The 22332-nt window shown below is 69.0% G+C and carries 24 protein-coding genes; 10 read left to right on the forward strand and 14 right to left on the reverse strand.

The features are described 5' to 3' along the window. The first annotated feature begins 140 nt into the window (after positions 1-140). The gene (locus tag AC2YHA_RS01460; RefSeq protein WP_487400087.1) at positions 141-272 is read left to right on the forward strand and encodes a hypothetical protein; all 132 of its coding nucleotides are present in this window, start codon (positions 141-143) and stop codon (positions 270-272) included. A 300-nt stretch (positions 273-572) separates the two neighbouring features. On the opposite strand, the gene AC2YHA_RS01465 is transcribed toward AC2YHA_RS01460, so the two are convergent. Together AC2YHA_RS01465 and AC2YHA_RS01470 are read right to left on the reverse strand one after the other, a co-directional pair. Next, positions 573-827 (reverse strand): hypothetical protein, encoded by a 255-nt coding sequence (locus tag AC2YHA_RS01465; RefSeq protein ID WP_233783326.1) that lies wholly within the window; start codon positions 825-827, stop codon positions 573-575. A gap of 149 nt (positions 828-976) precedes the next feature. Continuing rightward, complete coding sequence (locus AC2YHA_RS01470) at positions 977-1783, reverse strand: metallophosphoesterase family protein (RefSeq protein WP_233783324.1); 807 nt, start codon at positions 1781-1783, stop codon at positions 977-979. 172 nt (positions 1784-1955) lie between these two features. On the opposite strand from AC2YHA_RS01470, the gene AC2YHA_RS01475 reads away from it, so the two are divergent. After that, positions 1956-2975, forward strand: coding sequence for a M48 family metallopeptidase (locus AC2YHA_RS01475; RefSeq protein ID WP_487400088.1), 1020 nt, complete (start codon positions 1956-1958; stop codon positions 2973-2975). An 841-nt stretch (positions 2976-3816) separates the two neighbouring features. Here the strand turns inward: AC2YHA_RS01475 and wecC are convergent. Together wecC and wecB are read right to left on the reverse strand one after the other, a co-directional pair. Further along, positions 3817-5112 carry a UDP-N-acetyl-D-mannosamine dehydrogenase gene (wecC, locus tag AC2YHA_RS01480; protein WP_487400089.1) on the reverse strand — a complete coding sequence of 432 codons (1296 nt, stop codon included), beginning with the start codon at positions 5110-5112 and terminating at the stop codon, positions 3817-3819. Beyond that, the gene (gene wecB, locus AC2YHA_RS01485) at positions 5096-6232 is read right to left on the reverse strand and encodes a non-hydrolyzing UDP-N-acetylglucosamine 2-epimerase (RefSeq protein WP_487400090.1); all 1137 of its coding nucleotides are present in this window, start codon (positions 6230-6232) and stop codon (positions 5096-5098) included. Before wecB ends, wecC begins: the two co-directional genes overlap by 17 nt. Before the next feature lie 99 nt (positions 6233-6331). On the opposite strand from wecB, the gene galU reads away from it, so the two are divergent. Genes galU through rfbB form a run of 3 tightly spaced genes read left to right on the forward strand, consistent with a single transcriptional unit; the run spans position 6332 to position 9167 of the window. Next, the gene (gene galU / locus AC2YHA_RS01490; RefSeq protein ID WP_487400091.1) at positions 6332-7210 is read left to right on the forward strand and encodes a UTP--glucose-1-phosphate uridylyltransferase GalU; all 879 of its coding nucleotides are present in this window, start codon (positions 6332-6334) and stop codon (positions 7208-7210) included. A gap of 44 nt (positions 7211-7254) precedes the next feature. Further along, positions 7255-8127, forward strand: a complete 873-nt coding sequence (gene rfbA, locus AC2YHA_RS01495; protein ID WP_233783314.1) for a glucose-1-phosphate thymidylyltransferase RfbA — start codon at positions 7255-7257, stop codon at positions 8125-8127. Next, the gene (gene rfbB / locus AC2YHA_RS01500; RefSeq protein WP_487400092.1) at positions 8124-9167 is read left to right on the forward strand and encodes a dTDP-glucose 4,6-dehydratase; all 1044 of its coding nucleotides are present in this window, start codon (positions 8124-8126) and stop codon (positions 9165-9167) included. Before rfbA ends, rfbB begins: the two co-directional genes overlap by 4 nt. 99 nt (positions 9168-9266) lie before the next feature. Here rfbB and AC2YHA_RS01505 read toward each other — a convergent pair whose 3' ends face one another. The 9 genes from AC2YHA_RS01505 to AC2YHA_RS01545 form a co-directional block, all read right to left on the reverse strand. After that, positions 9267-9575 (reverse strand): peroxiredoxin, encoded by a 309-nt coding sequence (locus AC2YHA_RS01505; protein ID WP_487400093.1) that lies wholly within the window; start codon positions 9573-9575, stop codon positions 9267-9269. Further along, positions 9554-10306 carry a HesA/MoeB/ThiF family protein gene (locus AC2YHA_RS01510; protein WP_487400094.1) on the reverse strand — a complete coding sequence of 251 codons (753 nt, stop codon included), beginning with the start codon at positions 10304-10306 and terminating at the stop codon, positions 9554-9556. The genes AC2YHA_RS01505 and AC2YHA_RS01510 overlap by 22 nt, the downstream gene beginning before the upstream one ends. Continuing rightward, a complete protein-coding gene (locus tag AC2YHA_RS01515; RefSeq protein ID WP_233783306.1) occupies positions 10303-10692 on the reverse strand; it encodes a hypothetical protein in 390 nt (129 codons plus the stop codon). Before AC2YHA_RS01515 ends, AC2YHA_RS01510 begins: the two co-directional genes overlap by 4 nt. Then, positions 10689-11138: a dUTP diphosphatase gene (gene dut, locus AC2YHA_RS01520; RefSeq protein WP_487400095.1), complete on the reverse strand. Its 450-nt coding sequence runs from the start codon at positions 11136-11138 to the stop codon at positions 10689-10691. Before dut ends, AC2YHA_RS01515 begins: the two co-directional genes overlap by 4 nt. Further along, entirely contained in the window at positions 11135-11947 is an 813-nt protein-coding gene (locus AC2YHA_RS01525; protein ID WP_487400096.1) for an alpha/beta hydrolase, read from the reverse strand. Before AC2YHA_RS01525 ends, dut begins: the two co-directional genes overlap by 4 nt. 130 nt (positions 11948-12077) lie before the next feature. Beyond that, positions 12078-13247 (reverse strand): bifunctional phosphopantothenoylcysteine decarboxylase/phosphopantothenate--cysteine ligase CoaBC, encoded by a 1170-nt coding sequence (gene coaBC, locus AC2YHA_RS01530; RefSeq protein ID WP_487400097.1) that lies wholly within the window; start codon positions 13245-13247, stop codon positions 12078-12080. Next, a complete protein-coding gene (locus tag AC2YHA_RS01535) occupies positions 13244-14353 on the reverse strand; it encodes a hypothetical protein (protein WP_487400098.1) in 1110 nt (369 codons plus the stop codon). The genes coaBC and AC2YHA_RS01535 overlap by 4 nt, the downstream gene beginning before the upstream one ends. Further along, positions 14353-15885 carry a 2-polyprenylphenol 6-hydroxylase gene (gene ubiB / locus AC2YHA_RS01540; RefSeq protein WP_487400099.1) on the reverse strand — a complete coding sequence of 511 codons (1533 nt, stop codon included), beginning with the start codon at positions 15883-15885 and terminating at the stop codon, positions 14353-14355. Before ubiB ends, AC2YHA_RS01535 begins: the two co-directional genes overlap by 1 nt. A gap of 157 nt (positions 15886-16042) precedes the next feature. Continuing rightward, a complete protein-coding gene (locus AC2YHA_RS01545) occupies positions 16043-16774 on the reverse strand; it encodes a class I SAM-dependent methyltransferase (protein ID WP_487400100.1) in 732 nt (243 codons plus the stop codon). 58 nt (positions 16775-16832) lie between these two features. Between AC2YHA_RS01545 and mutM the strand changes: the two genes are divergently transcribed. From mutM to AC2YHA_RS01565, 4 genes are all read left to right on the forward strand, one after another. After that, positions 16833-17645, forward strand: a complete 813-nt coding sequence (mutM, locus tag AC2YHA_RS01550; RefSeq protein WP_487400101.1) for a bifunctional DNA-formamidopyrimidine glycosylase/DNA-(apurinic or apyrimidinic site) lyase — start codon at positions 16833-16835, stop codon at positions 17643-17645. A gap of 225 nt (positions 17646-17870) precedes the next feature. Next, complete coding sequence (rpsT, locus tag AC2YHA_RS01555; RefSeq protein WP_233783291.1) at positions 17871-18134, forward strand: 30S ribosomal protein S20; 264 nt, start codon at positions 17871-17873, stop codon at positions 18132-18134. Between the two features lie 432 nt (positions 18135-18566). Continuing rightward, positions 18567-19946 (forward strand): chromosomal replication initiator protein DnaA, encoded by a 1380-nt coding sequence (gene dnaA, locus AC2YHA_RS01560; RefSeq protein ID WP_487400102.1) that lies wholly within the window; start codon positions 18567-18569, stop codon positions 19944-19946. 115 nt (positions 19947-20061) lie between these two features. Beyond that, positions 20062-20547, forward strand: a complete 486-nt coding sequence (locus AC2YHA_RS01565) for a methylated-DNA--[protein]-cysteine S-methyltransferase (protein ID WP_233783288.1) — start codon at positions 20062-20064, stop codon at positions 20545-20547. Between the two features lie 36 nt (positions 20548-20583). On the opposite strand, the gene AC2YHA_RS01570 is transcribed toward AC2YHA_RS01565, so the two are convergent. After that, complete coding sequence (locus AC2YHA_RS01570) at positions 20584-21138, reverse strand: hypothetical protein (RefSeq protein WP_487400103.1); 555 nt, start codon at positions 21136-21138, stop codon at positions 20584-20586. A gap of 89 nt (positions 21139-21227) precedes the next feature. Between AC2YHA_RS01570 and AC2YHA_RS01575 the strand changes: the two genes are divergently transcribed. After that, positions 21228-22295 carry a winged helix-turn-helix domain-containing protein gene (locus AC2YHA_RS01575; protein ID WP_487400104.1) on the forward strand — a complete coding sequence of 356 codons (1068 nt, stop codon included), beginning with the start codon at positions 21228-21230 and terminating at the stop codon, positions 22293-22295. Positions 22296-22332 lie beyond the last annotated feature (37 nt).

Below are 22332 nucleotides of genomic sequence, written 5' to 3' on the forward strand. Positions count from 1 at the left end.
GACGCGCAGGGCCGGGCCCGGCGCAGGGCCCCAAACATCCCGCCAAAGATCAACCGGCGCTGGAACGCTGCTTCAGCCACCCACTCTGGGCCGCAACGCTATCGAGCGCACGTTCTGCCGCCTCAAGGAAGCCGTGTGGTGTGGCCGAGCAGGATCGACCTGACGTTGCAATCGCCCACCAGTGCAAAACGGTGGCCGAGTTCGACCTTGAGCGACTGGCGTTCGTTGATGAGACGGACGCGATCGTCTCCATCGGCACGGTCATTGGATAGTGCAGGCCTTCACTGCCTACCTAACGCGCGATGACCCCTTGTTCCCAATGCTGTTGTCTATCCGATGACGGACAGCTTCTTATGAATAGCAAACGCGTGCTAGCGGGGAATGGGTCCACTCTACCCCATTTCTCGCGCTATAGTCCCGACCTCGAACTGATCGAACAGCCTCCCCCAAGATCAATATCTCGCTCAAACACATCGCGTTGCGATCGATCGAATCCGAATCTGGTGAGGGAACAATAAAAAACGGCGGTCGATTGACCGCCGTTTTTCGAATTCAGTTACGACCGGCTGAGATCAGTTGCTGTCGGGATCGTCGTTGCCGCTGTCGAACACGCCCGCAGCGATACCGATGCCGCCCAGGGCGACGATCGCGGCGACCACGCCCAGGACCGGCGAGAGGTTGCTGCCGTCCTTGGCCTTGGTGCCGGCGCGGACCGACTTGGACGAAGCGACCGACAGCTTGGCCGCCGGGTTTGCGCTCGCAGCAAGCGCAGGGCTGGCGATCAGCATGAGCGCCGAAGTCGCTGCAGCAAGATTGGCAAGACGCATGTCAAACTCCCTTTATGACCATTTCCACCCGAATGGCGGCGACTAAGTCCCCGGATTCCAATGGCACAGGCTATCGCCGGGTGCAACTGGCTTCTCGCAAGGCGCAACGGCGATTGCCAGCAAAACCCTATGCTTCGGTTAAGATTCGATCAAACCTGTTGCACAATAGCCGCGCTGCGCGCGCCGGCGCCGCTGCCGGCCGTCGAGAGATACCAGCGCTCGCTCGATTCCAGGCCGATCGCGGTCAGATTGCCGGTGGCGAAGGCGCCGGTGTCGATCCCGATTCGGTTAGGCTGCTCGTCGACCCCGTCGGAGACGGTATGGCCGTGGACGACGATGCTGCCGTGATCGCGTTTCGAATTCAGGAATTCGCCGCGGATCCACTTGAGATCGCTGGGGGATTGCTCCTCGACCGCGACGCCGGGGCGGATTCCGGCGTGGACGAACAGATAGTCTCCGATCGCCACGTAAGGTTCGAGGCTGCCCAGGAAGGCGACATGGTGGGCCGGGACGCGCCTGCGGGCGAGATCGCGCAGATCGGTCAGCGTGCCGGCTTCATATTCCGCTTCGGTGATGCCGTAGCTGAGCAGCGTCTCGCGCCCGCCGTTCTGGATGAAGAAGCGCATCGCCTCGCCGCGTTCCGAGCGGAGCGCGGCGAGCAGCATCTCCTCGTGATTGCCGGCGATCACGCGAATGTTGGGGCGCTCCGCCTTCAAACGCATCACGCGCTCGACCACGCCGCGCGACTGCGGGCCGCGGTCGATCAGGTCGCCGAGGAAGATCAGCTGCGACCGTGCCGGCCCGCGGGCGGCATCGTCGGCCTCGATCCGCTCGAGGAGGCGGTCGAGCAGGTCGAGGCGGCCGTGGACGTCGCCGATCGCGTAGACGCGTTCCCCTTCGGGAACGCTCGACGGTGCAGCGGGCAGGGGAAGGCCGAAACGGCGAAGCAAACTCAAAGCCACTCGTTCACCTAAGGCGCAGTTGGAGGTGCCAATAGTCCTTGGGGAGGCTTGGCGCAATCGCGGGAGCAATCAAGGGCTTGCCCGGCCGCGCGGCGGCGCTATCGCCTCCGGAATGGACAAGATCGGGCGGGGCGGTCGCCGGCTGCGGCGGGGAGTTCGGTGGTGGTTGCCTGCGCTGCTCGCGCTGGCGGCGCCGGTCGTGCCGGCCGCGCAGGCGCAGACGACAGGCGTTACCGACGTGCTCGCGGCGTTGCGGGCGGAGGACCTGCGCGTGGCGACGATCGCGGAGCGGCTCACGCTCGCCAACCGGGCGCTCTGCCGCGATCTCGCCCCGCGGACGGGGCTGCAGATCCACGACCTCTCCCAATATGCGGTCGCGGCGAGGGGGGAGGCGCGCCGCTTCTTCGGCTTCGAGGCGCCGATCGCCGTCGAGGGCGTGGTCGCGGGAAGTGCGGCCGAGCGGGCGGGCATCCGCGCCGGCGATTCGATCGTGCGGGCGAACGGCGAGGTGCTGGAGCCGGGGCCGATGGATACCGGCAAGGCCGAATCCACCGACCGGCTGATCGCCGCCGAACGGCGGCTGCGGGAGCGGGCGGCGTCGGGGGAGCTGCGCCTCGACCTGCTCCGCCAGGGACAGCCGCTGACGATCGCGTTCAAGCCTGACATGGGCTGCGCGAGCCGGTTCGAGGTCGTCGTCAAGGACAGCTACGACGCGCAGGCGGACGGGACCACGGTCCAGGTCACGACCAAGATGGTCGAGGCGATCGACAGCGACGACGAGCTCGCCTTCGTCATCGCGCACGAGCTGGCGCATAACATTCTGCACCATCGGGTCCGGCTCGACCAGGCCGGCGTCCAGCGCGGGCTGTTCGAGGCGATCGGCCGGTCGGTCGGCTATATCCGGCGCAGCGAGATCGAGGCGGACATCCTGGGCAGCGCGCTGATGGCCAATGCCAGCTATGATCCGGCGGCGCCGGCGCGGTTCTGGCGCTGGTTCGGCAAAGCGCATTTCAACAGCATCCTGCTGGCGCGCACCCATCCGCGCTGGACGCTGCGCGCCAAGCTGCTCGACCGCGAGGCGGCGGCGTTCGCCGCGTCGGCGGAGCGGCCTTATGTCCCGCCGATCCTGGCCGAGCGGGACAAGCCGATGAGCAACGACTGGCAGGCGCTGGTCGCAGGGCTGTAGGACGGGCGCCGGAAACCCGCGGAAAACCGTCGAAGGTCACGAAAGTCATAGGTAGAACGACCCCCTGATCCGAGGCCGCATCCGGTATCAGGATGCCCGAAAATGTTGACTAAGTTGACTGAGGTCGCGTGTTTGCGAGCCGATACGCCCGGTAGCTGCATGGTTGCGGCGGGATGCGACGCGGCCGCGACAGCAACGCGGCATGGACGAGACACGAGCGCGCCGGCGACGCGACATGGACGAGATCGACGGGATCAAAGAGCGGACCGAGGCTTGCGCGGTTCGGACCGGATGAGCCAAGCAGGCGAAATCCTACATTGCAAGGAGAGGAGGCGAGCTGGCGGCGTTCGGCTCCGGATCGGCGTGCGGGTCCCACCTCTCACCGGGGAGGATCGAAGAAGGCGCCTCCAGTATGTCGACTCGTCTTTAGGCGTAGACTCATGAACTTCGGCGACCGCTAGCGCCCCAATTGCGGACCTTGCGATTTCCCGGTTAAGTGCGTCTATGAACGCAGCTCGATTGGTCCAAGCAGGTTTTTTCATCACTGCGATAGCGGCCCTGGCCGTCATATTTTTTGGAATTGGCGGCTGGGCGGGCATGGCGGTAGCGGTAGCGCTTACGATGCCGTTTACCGCCCTAATAATGTTCGGAATGAAGTGTCCGAATTGCGGCGTCAGCTACTACTTCGCGCCGTCGAAGGATGGATGGAACATAACCGGAGCGAACATGCTCGCGCCTGTTGCCACGCACTGCCGGAAATGCGGAGCCGCCCGATAAGTTGGAAACAAGTATCTTCCGCTAACCACCCAGTCTCGGTCATTCCCCGCTATGAGCTCACGGCCTAGCTCGCCAACCGGAGCGCGTCCTGGGCTGCCTTGAGGCGCGGCTGGTCGGGCCAGATGCCGCGGGTGTCGTAGACCGCCTTGTCGGCGCGCTCGTCGAGCGGGACCGACTTGAACACGTCGTGGTCGACCAGCACGACCAGCACCGGGCAGGTCTCCAGCGCGGTGTCGATGTCGGTCAGCGTGGCGCCGGTGCCGGCGAAATCCTCCGGCAGGGCGCGGGCGTGGGGCTCGACGATGCGGATGCGCTCGCCGAAGCACGCCGCCAGCGCCGCCGCCACCTTGAGCGCGGGGGATTCGCGGAAGTCGTCGATGTTGGCCTTGAAGGCGAGGCCGAGCAGCGCGACCGGGCCGGGATGGTCCTCGATCAGCGCGGCCGCCCGGGCGATCGTCACCTCGACCTTGCGGTCGTTGACCTCGCGCGCGGTGCGGATCAGCGGGCTGTTCGCCGGATCGGCGGCGACCAGGAACCAGGGGTCGACCGCGATGCAGTGGCCGCCGACGCCGGGGCCGGGCGAGAGGATGTTGACGCGCGGATGGCGGTTGGCGAGCCGGATCACCTCCCACACGTCGACGCCCATGCCGTCGGCGATCACCGACAGCTCGTTGGCGAAGGCGATGTTGACGTCGCGGAAGGCATTCTCGGTGAGCTTGGTCATCTCCGCCGCGCGGCTGGTCGTGGTGACGCAGGCGCCGCGCACGAAGCGCCGGTAGAAGCCGAGCGCCTTGCGCGCGCAGCGGGGCGTGATGCCGCCGATGACGCGGTCGTTGTCGATCAGCTCGATCAGGATGCGGCCGGGGAGCACGCGCTCCGGGCAATAGGCGATGGCGACGTCCGGCGTCTCGCGGCTGTGGCCGGGGATGTTGAGATCGGGGCGCAGCTCGGCGAGCAGCTCGGCCACCTTCTCGGTGGTGCCGACCGGCGAGGTCGATTCGAGCACGACCAGGTCGCCGGGCTTGAGCACGGTCGCGACCGTCGTCGCGGCGCGCAGGACGTAGCCGATGTTGGGCTGGTGATCGTCGTCGAACGGGGTCGGCACCGCGATCACGAACACGTCGGCGGGCTCGATCTGCAGTGAGGCGCGCAGCGTCCCGCGCGCGACAACGCCGGAGACGAGGCCGTCGAGGTCGACCTCCTCGATATGCACCTTGCCCGAATTGATCGTGTCGACCACCGACTGGTGGACGTCGATGCCGAGCACCCTGGCGCCGGTGCGCGCGATCACCGCCGCGGTGGGAAGACCAATATAGCCGAGGCCGAGAACGGCGACCTTGAGCTCAACATCCGAAACCATGCGCGACGATCCTCGCAATCCTTGCCGCGGACTGGCCGTCGCCGAACGGATTGTGGGCGCGCGCCATCGCGGAATAGGCCGCCTTGTCGTCGAGAAGGGTGAAGATACCGGAAACGATCGCGTCCTCCTTCGCGCCGACGAGGCGGGCGGTGCCGGCGGCGACGCCTTCGGGGCGCTCGGTGGTCTCGCGCATCACCAGCACCGGCTTGCCGAGCGCCGGCGCCTCCTCCTGCACGCCGCCCGAATCGGTGAGGACCAGCTCGGCCATGCCGAGCGCGCGGATGAAGTGGGGGTAGTCGAGCGGGTCGATGCGGGCGACGTTGGCGCGGTCGCCGAGCAGCGCGTCCATCACCGACACGACGTTGGGATTGGGATGGACGGGGAAGAGGATCGCGACGTCCTCGCGCTCGGCGATGCGGCCGATCGCGCGGGCGATCTCGGCCATGCCGTCGCCGAAATTCTCGCGGCGATGCGTGGTGACGAGGATCAGCCGCTTGCCGGCGAAGCGAGCGGCGATGGGATCGAGCCCGGCGGCGAGCGAGAGATCGGCGGCGATCGCCTCGCGCGTCGCGAGCAGGGCGTCGATCACGGTGTTGCCGGTGACGTGGATCGTCGCGGGATCGATATTCTCGCGCCTGAGCGCCTCGGCCGCGGTTTCGGTCGGGGCGAAATGCTGGTCGGCGATGGGGGCGACGATGCGGCGGTTCACCTCCTCGGGCCAGGGCTGCCAGATGTCGCCGGAGCGCAGCCCGGCCTCGACATGGCCGACCGGCACCTTGCGGTAATAGGCGGCGAGCGCGCCGACCATCGCGGTGGCGGTGTCGCCCTGGACGATCACCCGATCGGGCCGCTCGGCGTCCATCACCTCGCCGAGGCCGGTCAGCAGCCGCGCCGTCAGCCGGTCGAGCGACTGGCCGGGCTCCATCAGGTCGAGGTCGATGTCGGGCGCGAGGCCGGCGATCGCCAGCACCTGATCGAGCAGTCCGCGGTGCTGCGCGGTCACGCAGGTGCGCACCTCGATGCCCGGCGCGGCGGCGAGGGCGCGGACGACGGGGAACAGCTTGATCGCCTCGGGCCGCGTGCCGAACACGACCAGGACCTTGTGAGCCTTGCTTGCCATGGAACCCGCCTAATCCTCACTCGCTTAAGAGGGCGCTAACCGCCGATTGCGCTAATCGGTGCACCGCCGTATCGATCGGCAACTTTCCGGGGACTTCCATTGACCATCAAGCCGCTGCGCAAGGCCGTGTTTCCCGTGGGCGGGCTCGGCACCCGTTTCCTGCCGGCGACCAAGGCGATGCCCAAGGAGATGCTGCCGGTGGTCGACCGGCCGCTGATCCAGTACGCGGTCGACGAGGCGCTGGAGGCCGGGATCGAGCAGATGATCTTCGTCACCGGCCGCGGCAAGTCCGCGATCGAGGATCACTTCGACATCGCCTATGAGCTCGAGACGACGATGAGCGGCCGCGGCAAGTCGCTCGAGGTCCTGGAGCCCACCCGCCTCAAGCCCGGCGCGGTCGCCTACGTCCGCCAGCAGGAGCCGCTGGGGCTCGGCCATGCAGTGTGGTGCGCGCGCGACATCGTCGGCGACGAGCCGTTCGCGGTGCTGCTCGCCGACGACCTGATGGTGGGGCAACCGGGTTGTCTCAAACAGATGGTGGAAGCCTACAACCGCCTCGGCGGCAACCTGATCTGCGCGCAGGAGGTGCCGGACGACCAGACGCATATGTACGGCATCATCACGCCGGGTGCGCGCGACGGGGCGCTGACGGAGGTGAAGGGGCTGGTCGAGAAGCCCAAGGCCGGCACGGCGCCGTCCAACCTGTCGGTGATCGGCCGCTACATCCTCCAGCCAGAGGTGATGCGCGTGCTCGAAGGGCAGGAGAAGGGGGCGGGCGGCGAGATCCAGCTCACCGACGCGATGGCGCGGATGATCGGCGAGCAGCCCTTTCATGGCGTCACCTTTGCCGGGCGGCGTTTCGACTGCGGCGACAAGGCGGGTTTCATCCAGGCGAACCTTGCGCTGGCGCTCGCGCGTGACGACATCGGGCCGGCGGTACGGGAATTCGCGCGCGAGGCGCTCGCAAACGAAGCTTAAGGATTTCGGTTCTAGTCCCGTGGCTCGGACCATGGGGGCGGACAGTGAAGGGGATCATTCTGGCGGGCGGCAGCGGCACGCGGCTTTATCCCGCGACGCTCGCCATTTCGAAGCAGCTGTTGCCGGTCTTCGACAAGCCGATGATCTATTACCCGCTGTCGGTGCTGATGCTGGCAGGTATCCGTGAGATCCTGATCATCTCGACCCCGCGCGACCTGCCGATGTTCGAGCTGCTGCTCGGCGATGGATCGGCGTTCGGCATCGCCCTCAGCTATGCCGCCCAGCCGGAGCCGCGGGGATTGCCCGAGGCCTATCTGATCGGCGAGGATTTCCTTGGCGGCGACCCGTCCGCGCTGATCCTTGGCGACAATATTTTCTATGGTGAAGGCTTGCCGGGTAGATGTCGCGCGGCGGCGGGGCGCGAGGGTGCCAGCGTGTTCGCCTATCGCGTGACCGATCCCGAGCGCTACGGTGTCGTCAGCTTCGATCCGGTGACCGGCCGCGCCTCGGCAATCGAGGAGAAGCCGAGCAGGCCGCAATCGGACTGGGCGATCACCGGCTTATACTTCTGCGACGGCGATGCTCCGGCGCGCGCCCGCGATCTCGCGCCTTCCGCTCGCGGCGAGCTCGAGATCGTCGATCTGCTGACCGCCTATCTCCGCCGCGATGCACTGGACGTCGTGCGATTGGGGCGCGGTTTCGCGTGGCTCGATACCGGTACGCACGACAGCCTGCACGACGCCGGCGCCTTCGTGCGGACGATCGAGCATCGCCAGGGCATCAAGATCGCCTGTCCGGAGGAGATCGCGCTCGACCAGGGCTGGCTGGATACGGAGGCGGTGCTGGCGCGCGCGGCGGCGCTGGGGAAGACCGGCTATGCCGCTTACCTTCGCGACCGCGTGGCGAGAGCGGCATGACGCGGACGGCCTTGGTCACCGGCGGCGCCGGGTTCATCGGGTCGGCGCTGGTGCGGTATCTGGTCGCGACCGGCACGCGTGCCGTGGTGCTCGACAAGCTCACCTATGCCGCCTCGCTCGACGCGCTCGTGCCGGTCGGGGATTCGCCGCTCTACCGCTTCGTCGAGGGCGACATCGCCGATCGTGCGCTGGTGGCGGAATTGCTGGCGGGCGAGGGGGCGGACGTCGTCTTCCACCTCGCCGCCGAGACGCATGTCGATCGCTCGATCGCCGGGCCGGCAGCGTTCGTCGAGACCAATATCGTCGGGACCTATCACCTGCTCGAGGCCGCGCTCGATCATTGGCGTCGCGTCGGCGGCGGCTTCCGGTTCCATCATGTCTCGACCGACGAGGTCCATGGCGACTTGCCGATCGATGGCGGCCACTTCGACGAGGAATCCGCCTATCGGCCGTCTTCGCCCTATTCGGCGTCGAAGGCGGCGTCGGACCATCTCGTCGCGGCCTGGGGCCGGACCTATGGCCTGCCGGTCACGATCAGCAGCTGCAGCAACAATTACGGGCCGTTCCAGTCACCCGACAAGCTGATCCCGCGCACCATCGCACGAGCGCTCGGCGACGAGACGCTGCCGGTCTACGGCACCGGCGCCAATGTCCGTGACTGGCTGTTCGTCGACGACCATGCCCGCGCGCTCGACCTGATCGCGCGCCGCGCCGTGCCGGGTGCGCGCTATGCGATCGGCGGAAGGGCGGAGCGGAGCAACCTCACCGTCGTAAGGACGCTGTGCGACCTGCTCGACCGGCTGGCGCCGCGCGGCGACGGGCGATCCTACCGGCGTCAGGTGAGCTTCGTCGCCGACCGCCCGGGGCATGATCTGCGCTATGCGATCGACCCGAGCCGGATCGAAAGCGAGCTCGATTGGCGGCGGGAGCGGAGCTTCGAGAGCGGGCTGGAGGCGACGGTCGCCTGGTACCTGGCGCATCCCGAGTGGTGGCAGCGCTTCGCCGCCGCCGGGCACGGGCTGGAGCGGGTGCGGGCCTGAAGGTGGAATCGTGCTTCTGCGAAAGCAGGAGCCCTGGATCATGGGTGTTTCGCTCGCGGCCTGAGCTCCTGCTTTCGCAGGAGCACTGTTTCAGAGACGCTAGAGCGTCACCAGCCGATCCTCGCCCAGCTCCGCGAGCAGGCTGACGAGGCCGCCGGCTTCGGCGAAATCGGGAAGCGGCAGGTCGTGCGCGGCGAGGCCGGTCTGGCAGGCGATCAGGACGACGCCCAGCTCCAGCGCGGTGTCGACCAGTTCCGAGCGTGCGAGCAGCGTCACCGCCGCCTCGTGGCAGTATACGCGCGCCCGGCCGCCGAGCGCGGCCTCGGCGCTCGCCAGCATCAGCGCCGCGCGCCAGCGGTCCGGGTCGGCGGTGGTGACGACGACGGTCAGGCCGTGCAGGTCGGGCATCCGGGATCCTTGGGCAGCGTGACGGTGCGGAAGCGCAGCGACAGCGCGTCGACCAGCAGCAGCTTGCCGGCAGGGTCGTCGCCGAACGGGGCGACGGCGCGGATCGCCTCCAGCGCGGCGAGGCTGCCCATCACCCCTGCCAGCGCGCCGAGCACGCCCGCCTCGGCGCAGCTTTCCTCGGGGCGGTCCTCGGGATGGCCGACCAGGCAGCGGTAGCAGGGCTTGTCCGGCTCCCAGCCGCGGTAGACGGCGAGCTGCCCCTCGAACTGCGCGACCGCGGCGGAGACCAGCGGGATGCGGAGGCGCAGCGCCGCGTCGGCGACCGCGCCGCGCGTCGCGAAGCTGTCGCTGCCGTCGAGCACCACGTCCGTGCCGGCGAGCAGCCTTTCGGCGTTGCTCGGGTCGATGCGTTTGCGAAGGGGGATCACCTCGACATGCGGGTTGAGCCGCGCCACCGCCTCCGCACCGGCCTCGACCTTCGCATGGCCGATGTCGGCGGTGCCGAACAGCGTCTGGCGCTGGAGGTTGGCGAGGTCGACCGCGTCGTCGTCGATCACCGTCAATCGCCCGATGCCGGCGGCGGCGAGATACTGGATCGCCGGCGAGCCGATGCCGCCGGCGCCGATCACCGCGACATGGGCGGCGCGCAGCCGCATCTGTCCGGCGCCGCCGAACTCCCGGAGGACGATGTGTCGAGCGTAGCGGTCGAGCTCGGCGTCGGTGAGGGTCATTGCCCCAATGTGAAGGTGACGGTGGCGCGATACCAGCCCTCTGGCGTCGCGCGGAGGTTGTTGCGGGCGAAGCTGGTGACGAGGCCGGCGGCGAACTGCTCGACCGTGGGGCAGTCGATCGCGCGCGGCACCGCCACCCGCACCACGCCGTCCGCGCGCACCAGCACCGCGACGTCGACGTCGACCATCGGCTTGCCGTCGGCGCGCTTGGGCGGGGTGCAGCGCTTCGCCTGCACCTCGTCGTCGACGAACTGGCTGAGGTCGGTGGTCATCTGCGGCGGCGTGCGCCACGGCAGCGGCGTCAGCCGGTCCCAGTCCAGCGTCCCGCCGCCGGGCAGCTGCTGCGCGAGGGCGAGCGACAGGAAGAAGATGGGGGCGATGCTCATCGTCCGGTCGATCCGAAGCCTCCGTCGCCGCGCACAGTCTCGTCGAGGCTGGCGACCTCATCGAGCGTGGCGGGCTGGACGGGGGCGGGGACGAGCTGCGCGATCCTGTCTCCGCGGGCGATCGTGAACGGTGCGTCGCCGAGATTGGCTAGGATCACCTTTACCTCGCCGCGATAATCGCTGTCGATAGTCCCGGGGGTATTAAGACATGTGACCCCGTGCCGGAGCGCCAGGCCGGAGCGGGGGCGCACCTGGACCTCATAGCCGGGCGGGATCGCCATCGCGAAGCCGGTCGCGACCGCGTGGCGCTGGCCGGGCGCGAGCGTCAGCGCCTCGGCGGCGACCACGTCCATGCCCGCGGCGCCGTCGGTGGCATAGGCGGGCAGCGGCAGGCCCTCGCCGTGCGGCAGGCGGCGGAGCGCGATGCGGATCGGGGCGAGGCTCACGGCAGTCTCGGCAGCGAGGCGGCGAGCCGCTGGAGTGCGTCGATCACCTCGGGGTCGTCGAGGATCTCGTGCCCCTTGCCGGGGACGATGCGGAAATCGGTGGCGATGCCGCGCAGCGCCAGCGCCTCGGCATAGCCGCGCGAGAGGGCGGGCGGGGCGATCTCGTCCTTGGCGCCGACGATGATCGCGGCGCGGGTGTCGGAGGGGATGCCGCCGACGGTCTTCAGCGGATCGAGGCTGGTGACCGGCGCCTCGAACGGCGCCTCGGGCATGCGCTTCTCCATGCCGGCGCGCCATTCGTCGAGCATGCAGGGGCAGCCGACCAGCACCAGCCCGTCGACCAGCCCGCCGCGCGTGCCGGCGAGGTCGGCGGCGATCGCCGCGCCGCCCGAATGGCCGACCAGGATGGTGCGCGCGTGCGGATAGCGCTGGCGGAGCGCGCCGATCGTCTGCGCGACCGCGGCGATGCGGTCGGCCGTGTAGTTGTCGCCGGTGGTGAGGCCGCGCTCGCCGACCGAGTGGTGGCCGGCGGCGTCGCTGTAGCCGGGGCGGAGCACCGCGACCACGGCGCTTTCCGGCACCGCGGCGGCGAAGGTGCGGGCGGCGGCATATTGGTAGGAGGGCGGTGCGGTCGGCGCGTCGCCGTGGAGGACGACGATCAGCGTGCGTACCGCGTCGCGCGGCGTGTTGCCGAAGCTCTCGGTATAGAGCGTCGGCTGCGCGGGCGCGGTGCCGGGAGAGGTCGGCTTCGGGGCGCAGGCGGCAAGAGCGAGTGGCAAGAGAGCAAGCGCGACACATGCGGCAGCCACTAGCCCCTCCCCTTTAGGGGAGGGGTTGGGGGTGGGGGAGTGCCGCAAGCTCCGTCGCCTGAGGATAGTCCCCACCCCAACCCCTCCCCTGAAGGGGAGGGGCTTGAAAGCGGCGAGCATATCTTTCCACTCAAAGCGCATCGGCGATCCGTTGGGCGAGGCGATGGGCGACGTCCTCCTTGTCCATGGGTTCCCAGTCCTCGATCCGGTCGGCGGTGACAAGATGCACCGTGTTGCGGTCGCCGCCCATCACGTCGCCGGAGACGTCGTTGGCGACGATCCAGTCGACGTGCTTGCGCGCGCGCTTCTCGGCCGCCTGGGCGGTGACGCGTTCGGTCTCGGCGGCGAAGCCGATCAGGAGCCGGGGGCGCTCAGGATGCTCGCCGAGCGTCGCGAGGATGTCGGGATTGGGCGAAAGGGCGAGCGCGGGCGGACCGTCGCCCTTCTTGAGCTTGTGCGCGGCGGGCTCGACGCGCCAGTCGGCGACGGCGGCGACCAGCACCGCAGCATCGGCGGGAAGCGCCGCCTCGACCGCCGCCGCCATCTCGCGGGCGGTCTCGACGTCGATGCGCTCGACCCCGGTGGGCGTCGGCAGCGTCACCGGCCCGGCGACCAGCGTCACTCGCGCGCCCAGCTCGGCGAGCGCGCCGGCGATGGCGAAGCCTTGCTTCCCCGACGAACGGTTGGCGATGTAGCGGACGGGGTCGATCGGCTCATGGGTCGGGCCGGCGGTGACGACGACATGCCGGCCGGCAAGCGGGCCGGGACCGGCGAAGTGGCGTTCGATCGCGGCGAGGATCGCCTCCGGCTCGGGCAGGCGGCCGGGGCCGTATTCGCCGCACGCCATCGGTCCTTCGTCGGGCTCCATCACCGTCACGCCATCGCCGCGCAGCGTGGCGACATTGCGGCGGGTGGCGGCGTGCTGCCACATGCGCACGTTCATCGCCGGCACCGCCAGCACCGGCTTGTCGGTCGCGAGCAGCAAGGTGGTGGCGAGATCGTCGGCGATGCCCGCGGCCATGCGCGCGAGCAGGTCGGCGGTGGCGGGGGCGACGACGATCAGGTCGGCTTGGCGGCTCAATTGGATATGGCCCATCTCGGCCTCGTCCTTGAGGTCCCAGAGCGTGGTGTAGACCTGGTTCTCACTGAGCGCCGCCAGCGTCATCGGCGTCACGAAATGCTCCCCGCCCTCGGTCAGCACGCAGGTGACGCGCATCCCCGCCTTGCGGATCAGCCGGACGAGCTCGCACGCCTTGTACGCCGCGATGCCGCCGCCGACGATGAGCAGGATGCGCCTCATGGCGCTATCCTCTGGACGCGGACGCGGCGCCTGTCGAGCAGGGCGTGGGCGAGGTCGCGCAGGCCGTCGGGTGCGAATGCCAGGCCGACGAGGATCACGGGCGCGACCATCAGCCCCCAATAGAAGCTGTCGGGCTGCACGACCAGCCCGAGCGCGAGCGCATAGGCGGAGAAGGTCGCGAGCGCCCTCAGCGCCAGCGGATCGCGCCAGCAGGCCCAACCGAACAGCGCCAGCGCCACCAGCGGCCCCGCGACCGCCAGCGGCAGCAGATCGAGCGCCGTCACCGCCGCGACCGAATGCACGAAGAAGCCGAAGCCCAGCATCCCCGCCCAGTCGGTGATGGCAGGGTCGAGCGGACCCATGACCTGTGCCACCCCATAGGCATGGGCGACCAGCGCCACGGCGAAGAGGATGAGCGCGCCGAGCCAGCCGAAGGCTTCCCCGCGGCGGCGCTCGATCAGCGCCATGCCCGCCATCACCAGCGCGTAGAGCACCGCCGTCTCGCGCACCAGCATCGCGAGCAGCGCGATCGCGGCGGGCGCCAGCCAGCGCGTCGGCGTGCGCAGCGCCAGCGACAGCGCGACCAGCTGCGCCGCCCACAGCTCGTGCAGCGCGATGAGATCGGTATTGACGAAGGTGACGAGCCCGCCAGCCAGCAGCACCGCCGCCGAGACGCGCGCGGGCGTCCGCGGCAGCGCCCGGCTGAGCCGCACCCACCAGGCGGCCGCCACCGCGACCGCAAGCAATCCGAGCAGCCCGACCGAGGCCAGGCGCGGCAGCTCGGCCTGCACGATGCTGTGCGCGGGCAAGCGGAAGGCGGTGAACGGCCGCAACGGATAGCCGCCGGCGCGCAGCGCGTCGGCGGTGAGCTGGTAATAGTCGCCGCCTGCGCGCAGCCCGTCGATCACGCTCTCGTAGAGCGCGAGCGAACCCAAGGCGTTGAGGCGCTGCCCGTCGTCGGGCGAAGGCAGGGGCGCGGCCAGCGCGGTGAGGCTCGCCGCGATCAGCACCACGAGCGCCGCGACCACCCAGAGCGCGCGCCGCCGCGACAGGCCGGCGAACCGGCTCGAATGGGCGAGCCACAGGGGAGGGAGCGGCCGGGGCATCAGCTCAGCAGCAGCGTCGCCGCCACCGCCACCGCTGCGGAAAGCGCGGCGACCGCCACGTAGCGCCAGCCGCCGCCGACCCGCACCACCTCGATCTCGCGCAGCGGCGGGGCGGGGGGCGCGCCGCCCGGCGACGGATAGCGGCGCTCGATGTTGCGGATGAGGTCGGGCAGGCGGGCGAGGGTGCGCAGGTCCTCGACCAGCCGGTCGGCGAGCGCCGCCTCGGGGCCGAGCTCGGTGCGGATCCACTCGCCGACGAAGGGTTCGGACACCTCCCACATGTTGATGTCGGGATCGAGCGCGGTGGCGACGCCTTCCACCACCACCATCGTCTTCTGGAGCAGCAGCAGGTGCGGCTGCGTCTGCATGTCGAAGTCGCGGGTGATGTTGAACAGCCCGTCGAGCATCTGGCCGACCGACATGTCCTTGACCGGCAGCCCGCGCATCGGCTCGCCGACGGCGCGGAGGGCCGTTGCGAACTCGGCGACATTGTGGTGCGGGGGAACATAGCCCGCCTCGAAATGGATTTCCGCCACGCGGCGGTAGTTGCCGGTGATGAGGCCGTAGATGATCTCGGCGAGCCACACCCGCGCACGGCGGTCGATCCGGCCCATGATGCCGAAGTCGATCGCGGCGATGCGGTCGCCGGGCAGCGCGAACAGATTGCCCTGGTGGAGATCGGCGTGGAAGAAGCCCTCGGCGATCGCCTGGCGCAGGAAGGCGCGGACCAGCTTGCCCGCGAGCGCCTTGGGATCATGGCCGGCGGCGATCAGTGCGGCGCGGTCGCTCAGCTTGATGCCGTCGATCCATTCCAGCGTCAGCACCTTGCCCGAGGTGCGCTGCCAGTCGATCGTCGGGACGACGAAATCGGGCTCGGCCTGCATTCCCTCGGCAAGCTCGCTGGCCGAGGCGCCCTCGCGACGCAGGTCGAGCTCGCGTGCGGTCCAGCGCTTGAAGGTGGCGATGACCAGGCGCGGACGCAGCCGCGCCGCCTCGCCGCCCATCGCCTCGACCTGGGCGGCGGCCCATTCATAGGTGTCGATCGCCTTGGCGAAGTCGGCCTCGACGCCGGGACGCAGCACCTTGACCGCGACCTGGCGGCCGTCGGTGGTGACCGCGCGGTGGACCTGCGCGATCGAGGCGGCGCCGATCGGCACTTCCTCGATGCTGGCGAACAGTTCGCCGACCGGGCGGCCGAGGCTCGATTCCATCACCCGGCAGACGGCCTCGAACGGGACCGGGGGCAGGGCGTCCTGGAGGCGCATGAGGTCGTGCGCCGCCTCCTCGCCGACCAGATCGGGGCGGGTGGCGAGCGTCTGGCCGAGCTTGATCGCGGCGGGGCCGATCGCCTGGAAGGCATCGGCATAGCGCGGCACCTTCGGCACGCGCGCGCCGAAGCGGGCGATGCGGGCGAGCCGGCGCACCGGGGGCGGCGTGTTGGGGTCCTGCTCGATGCCGCGCAGCGCCCCGTGGCGCGCGGCGATGCGGCCCCATTTGAGCAGGCGCCAGAGGTGGATGACGGGGTGGGTCATGTATCAAAATCTTCCCCGGTACGGGGAGGGGGACCGCCGGCCGCAGGCCGGTGGTGGAGGGGGCTCGCCTCGCTCGAGTCGCTGGTGGAGGGCCCCCTCCACCATGCTTCGCATGGTCCCCCTCCCCTTGCCGGGGAGGATTTGATCTTGGCCACTCTCAAATCTTCCAGCCCGAATGGATCGCCACCAGCCCGCCCAGGATCGGCTCGGCATGGGTGCGGACGAAGCCGGCCTCGCCGATCATCGCCTCGAACCGCGCCATGTCGGGGAAGCGCCGGATCGATTCGATCAGGTAGCGATAGCTGTCCTCGTCGTTCGCGAGCAGCTTGCCGAGCTTGGGCACCAGATGGTGCGAATAGGCGTCGTAGACGTCGGCGAATCCCGGCCACAGCGTCGTCGAGAACTCCAGGCAGTAGAAGCGCCCGCCGCGCCGCAGCACGCGATGCGCCTCGCGCAGTGCTGCGGGCACGTCGGTCACGTTCCGGATGCCGAAGGCGATGGTGTAGGCGTCGAAGAAGCGGTCGGGGAATTGCAGCGTCTCGGCATTGGCCTCGGTCCACACGAGACCGTCGATGCCGCGCTGCTGGGCGCGCTTCATGCCGACTTCGAGCATCGCCGGGTTGATGTCGGCAACGGTGATGCTCGCGCCGCTCTTCGCCAGGCGAAAGGCGATGTCGCCGGTGCCGCCGGCCATGTCGAGGATCTGCTCGCCCGCGCGCGGCTTCACGCGGCGGACGAAACGGTCCTTCCACAGGCGGTGCATCCCGCCCGACATGGCGTCGTTCATCAGGTCGTAGCGGCCGGCGACGCTGGCGAAGACCTCGCCGACGCGACGGGTCTTGTCCGCGGGGGCCACGTCCTCGTAGCCGAAGGAGACGGTATCGGGCATGAGCCGCCTCTAGCCGCAGCCTGCGGGACACGCAAAGGCTGGCGTCGATGGAGGTGCAATGCCCGAGCTTCCCGAAGTCGAGACCACCGTCCGCGGCCTGCGCCCCGTGCTGGAGGGGCAACGGATCGCCCGCGTGACGCTGCGGCGGCCGGACCTCAGGCGGCCGATGCCGGAGAATCTGGGTCAGCGGCTGACCGGGGCGACGGTGACCGCTCTCTCGCGGCGCGCCAAATATGGCCTGATCGATACCGATCGCGGCGACACGCTGGTCTTCCATCTTGGCATGTCCGGGCGCTGGCGGGTCGATCCGGCGGAGCTGCTGGCGCACGATCATGTCGTGCTGGAGACGGGGGCGGGGCATCGGCTCGCGCTCAACGATCCGCGGCGATTCGGCTCGCTCGACCTGGTGCCGACCGCGGAGCTGCCGGACTGGCCGGCGTTCCGGGCGCTCGGGCCGGAGCCGCTGGGGCCGGCGTTCACCGCCGATCACCTCGCGCGCGTGCTCGCGGATCGAATCGCCTCGATCAAGACGCTGCTGCTCGACCAGCGCGTGGTGGCGGGGCTCGGCAATATCTATGTCTGCGAGGCGCTCTACGAGGCGCGGATCGCGCCGGCGCGGCAGGGTGGGCGAATCACCGCTCCCGAGCGCACGCGGCTAGTGACGGCGGTGCGCGAGGTGCTGGAGGCGGCGATCGACGCCGGCGGCTCCACCCTGCGCGACTATGCGCGGCCCGACGGCGAGCTCGGCTATTTCTCCAAGCGGTTCAAGGTCTATGGCCGCGAGGGCGAGCCGTGCGAATGCGGCGGCACGGTCGCGCGCTATGTCGAGGGCGGCCGCTCGACCTTCTGGTGCCCGAAATGCCAGCGCTGAGAGTCCGTTTGGAAATGCGCCCGCGGGCGCATTTCGGCGGCACCGGCCCGCTCCCCCACCCGGCCACCCACGAGCCTACCCTGATGGGTGGCCGGGTGGGGGAGCGGACCGGTGCCGCTTTTCCAAACGGCTCTGACGGTTGACCAACGGCCGGTGCCTCGCTAAGGGCACCGCCTTTCCGCGGCCTCGTGCGGCCGCATCCAGAACAAGCAGGAACGGAACGACATGGCGAATACGCCACAGGCGAAGAAGCGGATTCGGCGCAACGAGCGCCGCGCGGAGATCAACGGTGCGCGCGTGAGCCGCATCCGCACCTTCGTGAAGAAGGTCGAGACCGCGCTCGCCGCCGGCGACAAGGCCGCCGCCACCGCCGCGCTCGCCGAGGTCCAGCCCGAGCTGGCCCGCGGCGTCGCCAAGGGCGTGTTCCACAAGAACACCGCCGCGCGGAAGTTCTCCCGCCTCAACAAGCGCGTCTCCGCGCTCGCCTGACCCCGTTTCAGACGGATCCGATCGGCCCCGCCGGGACAGTATCCCGGCGGGGCTTTCGTCGTTCGTGAACAGCAAGTGAACACTGTAACATAGGTTTCACAGAAAAGTCAGGATTCGCCGCGATTCGCGAGATCAGATTTCGAGAAATTCGGGCTAAGATACCGTCTCCAAAGCAGAAATGAAAAAATTTGACGGGAATCCGTGAGTCAACATCTATATTTCAAAATCTTGACATGAGTCGGGCTTGATCGACTCACGCAGACGTACCTAAACAGTCCCTCCGGGCCGCAATCTGCCGTCCCGGCACTCACATTCCAGGCGTTTCGCAGGCGGAGTTCGATTCCGGCTGTGGGGGTCTTTGTCGGCTGAAAACGGGGGCCGCGGGGGTGCACCGCGGGCCTAGAACATAAAGGGCAAATGCACGTGGGCGGGATGGCTTTGAGGCGCGAGGGTTTGGACGATGCGGTGGCAAAGGCCTGGAACCGGGTACGAACCAACCTTCGCCATTCGGCCGGCCAGCGGCTGTTCGACCAGTGGCTCAAGCCCGCGGTCCTGATCGAGGGCAGCGACTCGGATTCCGTCCGCCTGGGCTTTCCCTCGGCGTTCATGACGACCTGGGTGAAGAGCCACTATGCCGACCGGCTGTTCTATGAGTTCCGCGCGATCCTGCCGGAGCTGCGCTCGGTCTCGATCGAGACGCTGAGCGACGCGCGGCCGCAGCGCGTGCTGACGGTCGATTCGCCCGCGCCCGCCGAGCTGCCCGAGCGCGCGCCGGCCAAGCGCGGGCAGGTGCAGAGCTTCGATCCGCGCTTCACCTTCGACCGCTTCGTGGTCGACCAGTCGAACCGCGTCGCCTTCAACGCCGCCAAGCTGCTCGCCGAGCCGGGCACGCCGCGGTTCAGCCCGCTCTACCTCCACTCGACCACCGGGCTTGGCAAGACGCATCTCATGCATGCGATCGGCCATGCCTTCAGCGAGGCGTGCCCGGACGCGGCGGCGCTCTACATGTCGGCCGAGCGCTTCATGTTCGAGTTCGTCCATGCGCTGCGCGCCCGCGACACGCACGCGTTCAAGGCGAAGCTGCGCTCGGTCGACCTGCTGATGATCGACGACCTGCAGTTCATCGCCGGCAAGGATTCGACGCAGGAGGAGTTCTTCCACACCGTCAACGAGTTCATGAGCGCGGGCAAGCGGCTGGTGATCGCATGCGATCGCTCGCCCAACGTGCTCGACGGTATCGAGCCGCGGTTGCTGAGCCGGCTCCAGTCGGGGCTGGTGGCGGACATCAAGGCGCCCGAGCCGGAGCTGCGCCGCGCGATCGTCGCGCGCAAGCTCGAGGACATGCCCGACGCGCGCGTGCCCGAGGAGGTACTGGAGCTGCTCACCGGCCGGATCACCGGCAGCGTGCGCGAGCTGGAAGGGGCGCTCAACCGCGTCGTCGCCTATGCCCAGCTGATCGGCCAGCCGATCACGCTCGACTTCGCGATCGAGACGCTGGGGGAGGCGCTCAACGGGCCGCAGCGGCGCATCACGATCGACGAGATCCAGAAGGCGGTCTCCACGCATTTCGACCTGAAGCCGGTCGACCTGCTCTCCGCGCGGCGTGCGGTGGCGGTGGCGCGGCCGCGGCAGATCGCGATGTACCTTGCCAAGCGGCTCACCACCCGCTCGCTGCCCGAGATCGGCCGCAAGTTCGGCAATCGCGACCATTCGACCGTGATCCACGCGGTCAAGCGCATCGAGGAGCTGCGCGCGAAGGACGCCGAGATCGACGCGGCGGTGAAAGCGCTGATGCGGACGCTGGAGCGATAGGACCTTAAATCCTCCCCGCGCCGGGGAGGATTTGGGATTGGCCGCAAGCGTCGGGAAGCGGCACGGCCGCCCGCCCGCTATCTCGTTCCGGACGATGCAATCGGAGGAACGAACGATGGTCGACAGGTTCAAGACGATCGACTCGCCGGTCGGCGAGCTGACCCTGGTCGCGAGCGACAAGGGGCTCGCGGCGATATTGTGGGAAGGGGACGATCCCGCGCGGGTGCCGCTCGGGACGATGGTCGAGGCGGCGGACGATCCGCTGCTGTGCGAGGCGGCGCGCCAGATCGACCGCTATTTCGCGGGCGAGCTCAGGGCGTTCGACCTGCCGCTCGATTTCCGCGGCACCGATTTCCAGAAGAGCGTGTGGGCGGCGCTGCTGACGATCCCGTTCGGCGAGACGCGCAGCTATGGCGAGATCGCCCGCCAGCTCGGCCGCCCGAGCGCTTCGCGGGCGGTGGGGGCTGCCAATGGGCGCAACCCGATCTCGATCGTCGCGCCGTGCCATCGCGTGATCGGGAGCAATGGAGCGCTCACCGGCTTTGCCGGCGGGTTGGAGGCGAAGGCGATGCTGCTGCGGTTGGAAGGGGGCGCGATTTGAGCGACTCTCCTTCCGGCAGCCGGGTCGGGATAGGCTTCACCGATCCTCTTTCGCGGCCACGCGGAAGAGGATCGCCGACATCAGCCACAGCACGGTAAAGAAGCCGCTGTACAACCATGCCCTGAGCGGGCCGTCCGGGATGCTCGCGGTCGACGGAGCGGTCGCGATGGCCAGGCCGAGCAATGCCTGCATGATCGCTATCCCGAACATGGTCCGCGCCATGCCGGCGGGTCGAAACCAGGCCGAAAAGCTGCCTACCGCTGCTGCCATGATCACCATGAAGAAACCGATGCCATTGCCGTCGTCGCGAACGATCGTGCTCCACACGAGCAGGACCGGTGCCACCAGCGCGATGGCCGCTCCGGCGCGGTAGGCCCGGCTTCCGCTTGCCCGTTCGGCAAGCTCGTAGAGAAGGCCCACTCCGCCAATGATGGTGCCGGCAACGAGGAAGCTGCCGATGTTCCAGTGCCATTCGTCGCTGATCTGCATCATCACCAGCGGCGTGAGCAGCAGAGCCAATGCCGCCGTCCAGCGCGCGATCCGCCAATAGTTCCAGACCCTCGCGCCGGACCGTTCGCTCGATCCCGTCATGGACTTGCCTCCTGTGGAAATTGCGCTCTTATCCTGGTGTGGATCCGGATGAGCGGCATGAGCCGGAGATGAGAAATGGCTGAAGAATGATGCTCGGTCGCCTTCGCTTCGGGGATTTCACCTTCGATCCCGCCGAGCGTTCGCTGACTCGCGGAGGCGAGCGGCTCGACCTGGGCGGCCGCTATCTCGATGCGCTCGGGCTATTGCTCCGCGAGCGGGGCAAGCTCGTCACCAAGAACCGGTTCATGGATGAGGTCTGGAACGGCGTGCCCGTGACCGACGAGGCGCTGACCCAATGCATCCGCGCGTTGCGCCGCGAGCTCGGCGACGATGCCGCGCGCCCGCGCTTCATCGAAACCGTGCCGAAATACGGCTATCGTTTCATTGCCGAGGCGCAATGGGCCGGTGTCGAGGGCACTGCACCGGCGAAACCGCGAGGCTTCGACCTGCATCAGGTCCTGCGGACTGCCGGGGCAGCCGGTCTCGGCGGCGCGTTGGCGGGGGTCGGCGGCGGGCTGCTCTATGGGTTTGCGGTGTCTCCGGCGTCGCCCGCGCAGGGAATGGGGGCGATCTCGGTGCTGCTGGTGCTGCTCGCGATCAACGTGCTGATCGGCCTCGTCGCCGGCCTGGGGGTGGGTGGCGGAATCGCGGTGGTGCGCCTGATGCCGAGCGACAGGTGGCAATGGAGCACCGCGGGAGGGATGGTCGGTGGCCTCGCGATCGGCGGGATCGCCAAGCTCCTCGGGCTCGACGCGTTCGCGCTGCTGTTCGGCGCGTCGCCCTCGGGAATGACCGGCCCGGCGGAAGGGGCTTTGCTCGGTGCGGCGCTCGGCTTTGCTACGTGGATTTCCGTCGACCGGCAGCTCGAGTTCGGCGGCAGCGCTGTAGTCGGCGGACTTGCCGGTGGAGCCGCGGGGCTGCTCGTGCCTCTGCTTGGCGGACATCTGCTGGGCGGCAGCCTCAATCTTCTGGCGCACGGATTTGCGGGGGCGCGCTTCCGGCTCGACGCGATCGGCGCGTTGCTGGGCGAGGAGGGTTTCGGCCGCGTGAGCGAGGCTTTGACGGCGACGATCGAAGGCGGATTGTTCGGCATCTGCGTGGCCAGTGCGCTGGCGCTTGGCCGATCACGCGGCCACGGTGACCGCGTAATCGAGTGACGCCATCGGATTACAAGTGGGTGAGGACGATCGCCGC

The organism is Sphingomonas sp. SRI_018, from assembly GCF_057586275.1.

Excerpts from the sequence above, each read along its gene's own strand:
- AC2YHA_RS01465 (WP_233783326.1), bottom strand. The coding sequence starts at position 827 with ATGCGTCTTGCCAATCTTGCTGCAGCGACTTCGGCGCTCATGCTGATC.
- wecC (WP_487400089.1), bottom strand. The coding sequence starts at position 5,112 with ATGGTTTCGGATGTTGAGCTCAAGGTCGCCGTTCTCGGCCTCGGCTAT.
- wecB (WP_487400090.1), bottom strand. The coding sequence starts at position 6,232 with ATGGCAAGCAAGGCTCACAAGGTCCTGGTCGTGTTCGGCACGCGGCCC.
- rfbB (WP_487400092.1), top strand. The coding sequence starts at position 8,124 with ATGACGCGGACGGCCTTGGTCACCGGCGGCGCCGGGTTCATCGGGTCG.
- AC2YHA_RS01505 (WP_487400093.1), bottom strand. The coding sequence starts at position 9,575 with ATGCCCGACCTGCACGGCCTGACCGTCGTCGTCACCACCGCCGACCCG.
- AC2YHA_RS01510 (WP_487400094.1), bottom strand. The coding sequence starts at position 10,306 with ATGACCCTCACCGACGCCGAGCTCGACCGCTACGCTCGACACATCGTC.
- AC2YHA_RS01515 (WP_233783306.1), bottom strand. The coding sequence starts at position 10,692 with ATGAGCATCGCCCCCATCTTCTTCCTGTCGCTCGCCCTCGCGCAGCAG.
- coaBC (WP_487400097.1), bottom strand. The coding sequence starts at position 13,247 with ATGAGGCGCATCCTGCTCATCGTCGGCGGCGGCATCGCGGCGTACAAG.
- AC2YHA_RS01535 (WP_487400098.1), bottom strand. The coding sequence starts at position 14,353 with ATGCCCCGGCCGCTCCCTCCCCTGTGGCTCGCCCATTCGAGCCGGTTC.
- ubiB (WP_487400099.1), bottom strand. The coding sequence starts at position 15,885 with ATGACCCACCCCGTCATCCACCTCTGGCGCCTGCTCAAATGGGGCCGC.
- AC2YHA_RS01545 (WP_487400100.1), bottom strand. The coding sequence starts at position 16,774 with ATGCCCGATACCGTCTCCTTCGGCTACGAGGACGTGGCCCCCGCGGAC.
- mutM (WP_487400101.1), top strand. The coding sequence starts at position 16,833 with ATGCCCGAGCTTCCCGAAGTCGAGACCACCGTCCGCGGCCTGCGCCCC.
- rpsT (WP_233783291.1), top strand. The coding sequence starts at position 17,871 with ATGGCGAATACGCCACAGGCGAAGAAGCGGATTCGGCGCAACGAGCGC.
- dnaA (WP_487400102.1), top strand. The coding sequence starts at position 18,567 with ATGGCTTTGAGGCGCGAGGGTTTGGACGATGCGGTGGCAAAGGCCTGG.
- AC2YHA_RS01565 (WP_233783288.1), top strand. The coding sequence starts at position 20,062 with ATGGTCGACAGGTTCAAGACGATCGACTCGCCGGTCGGCGAGCTGACC.
- AC2YHA_RS01570 (WP_487400103.1), bottom strand. The coding sequence starts at position 21,138 with ATGACGGGATCGAGCGAACGGTCCGGCGCGAGGGTCTGGAACTATTGG.
- AC2YHA_RS01575 (WP_487400104.1), top strand. The coding sequence starts at position 21,228 with ATGCTCGGTCGCCTTCGCTTCGGGGATTTCACCTTCGATCCCGCCGAG.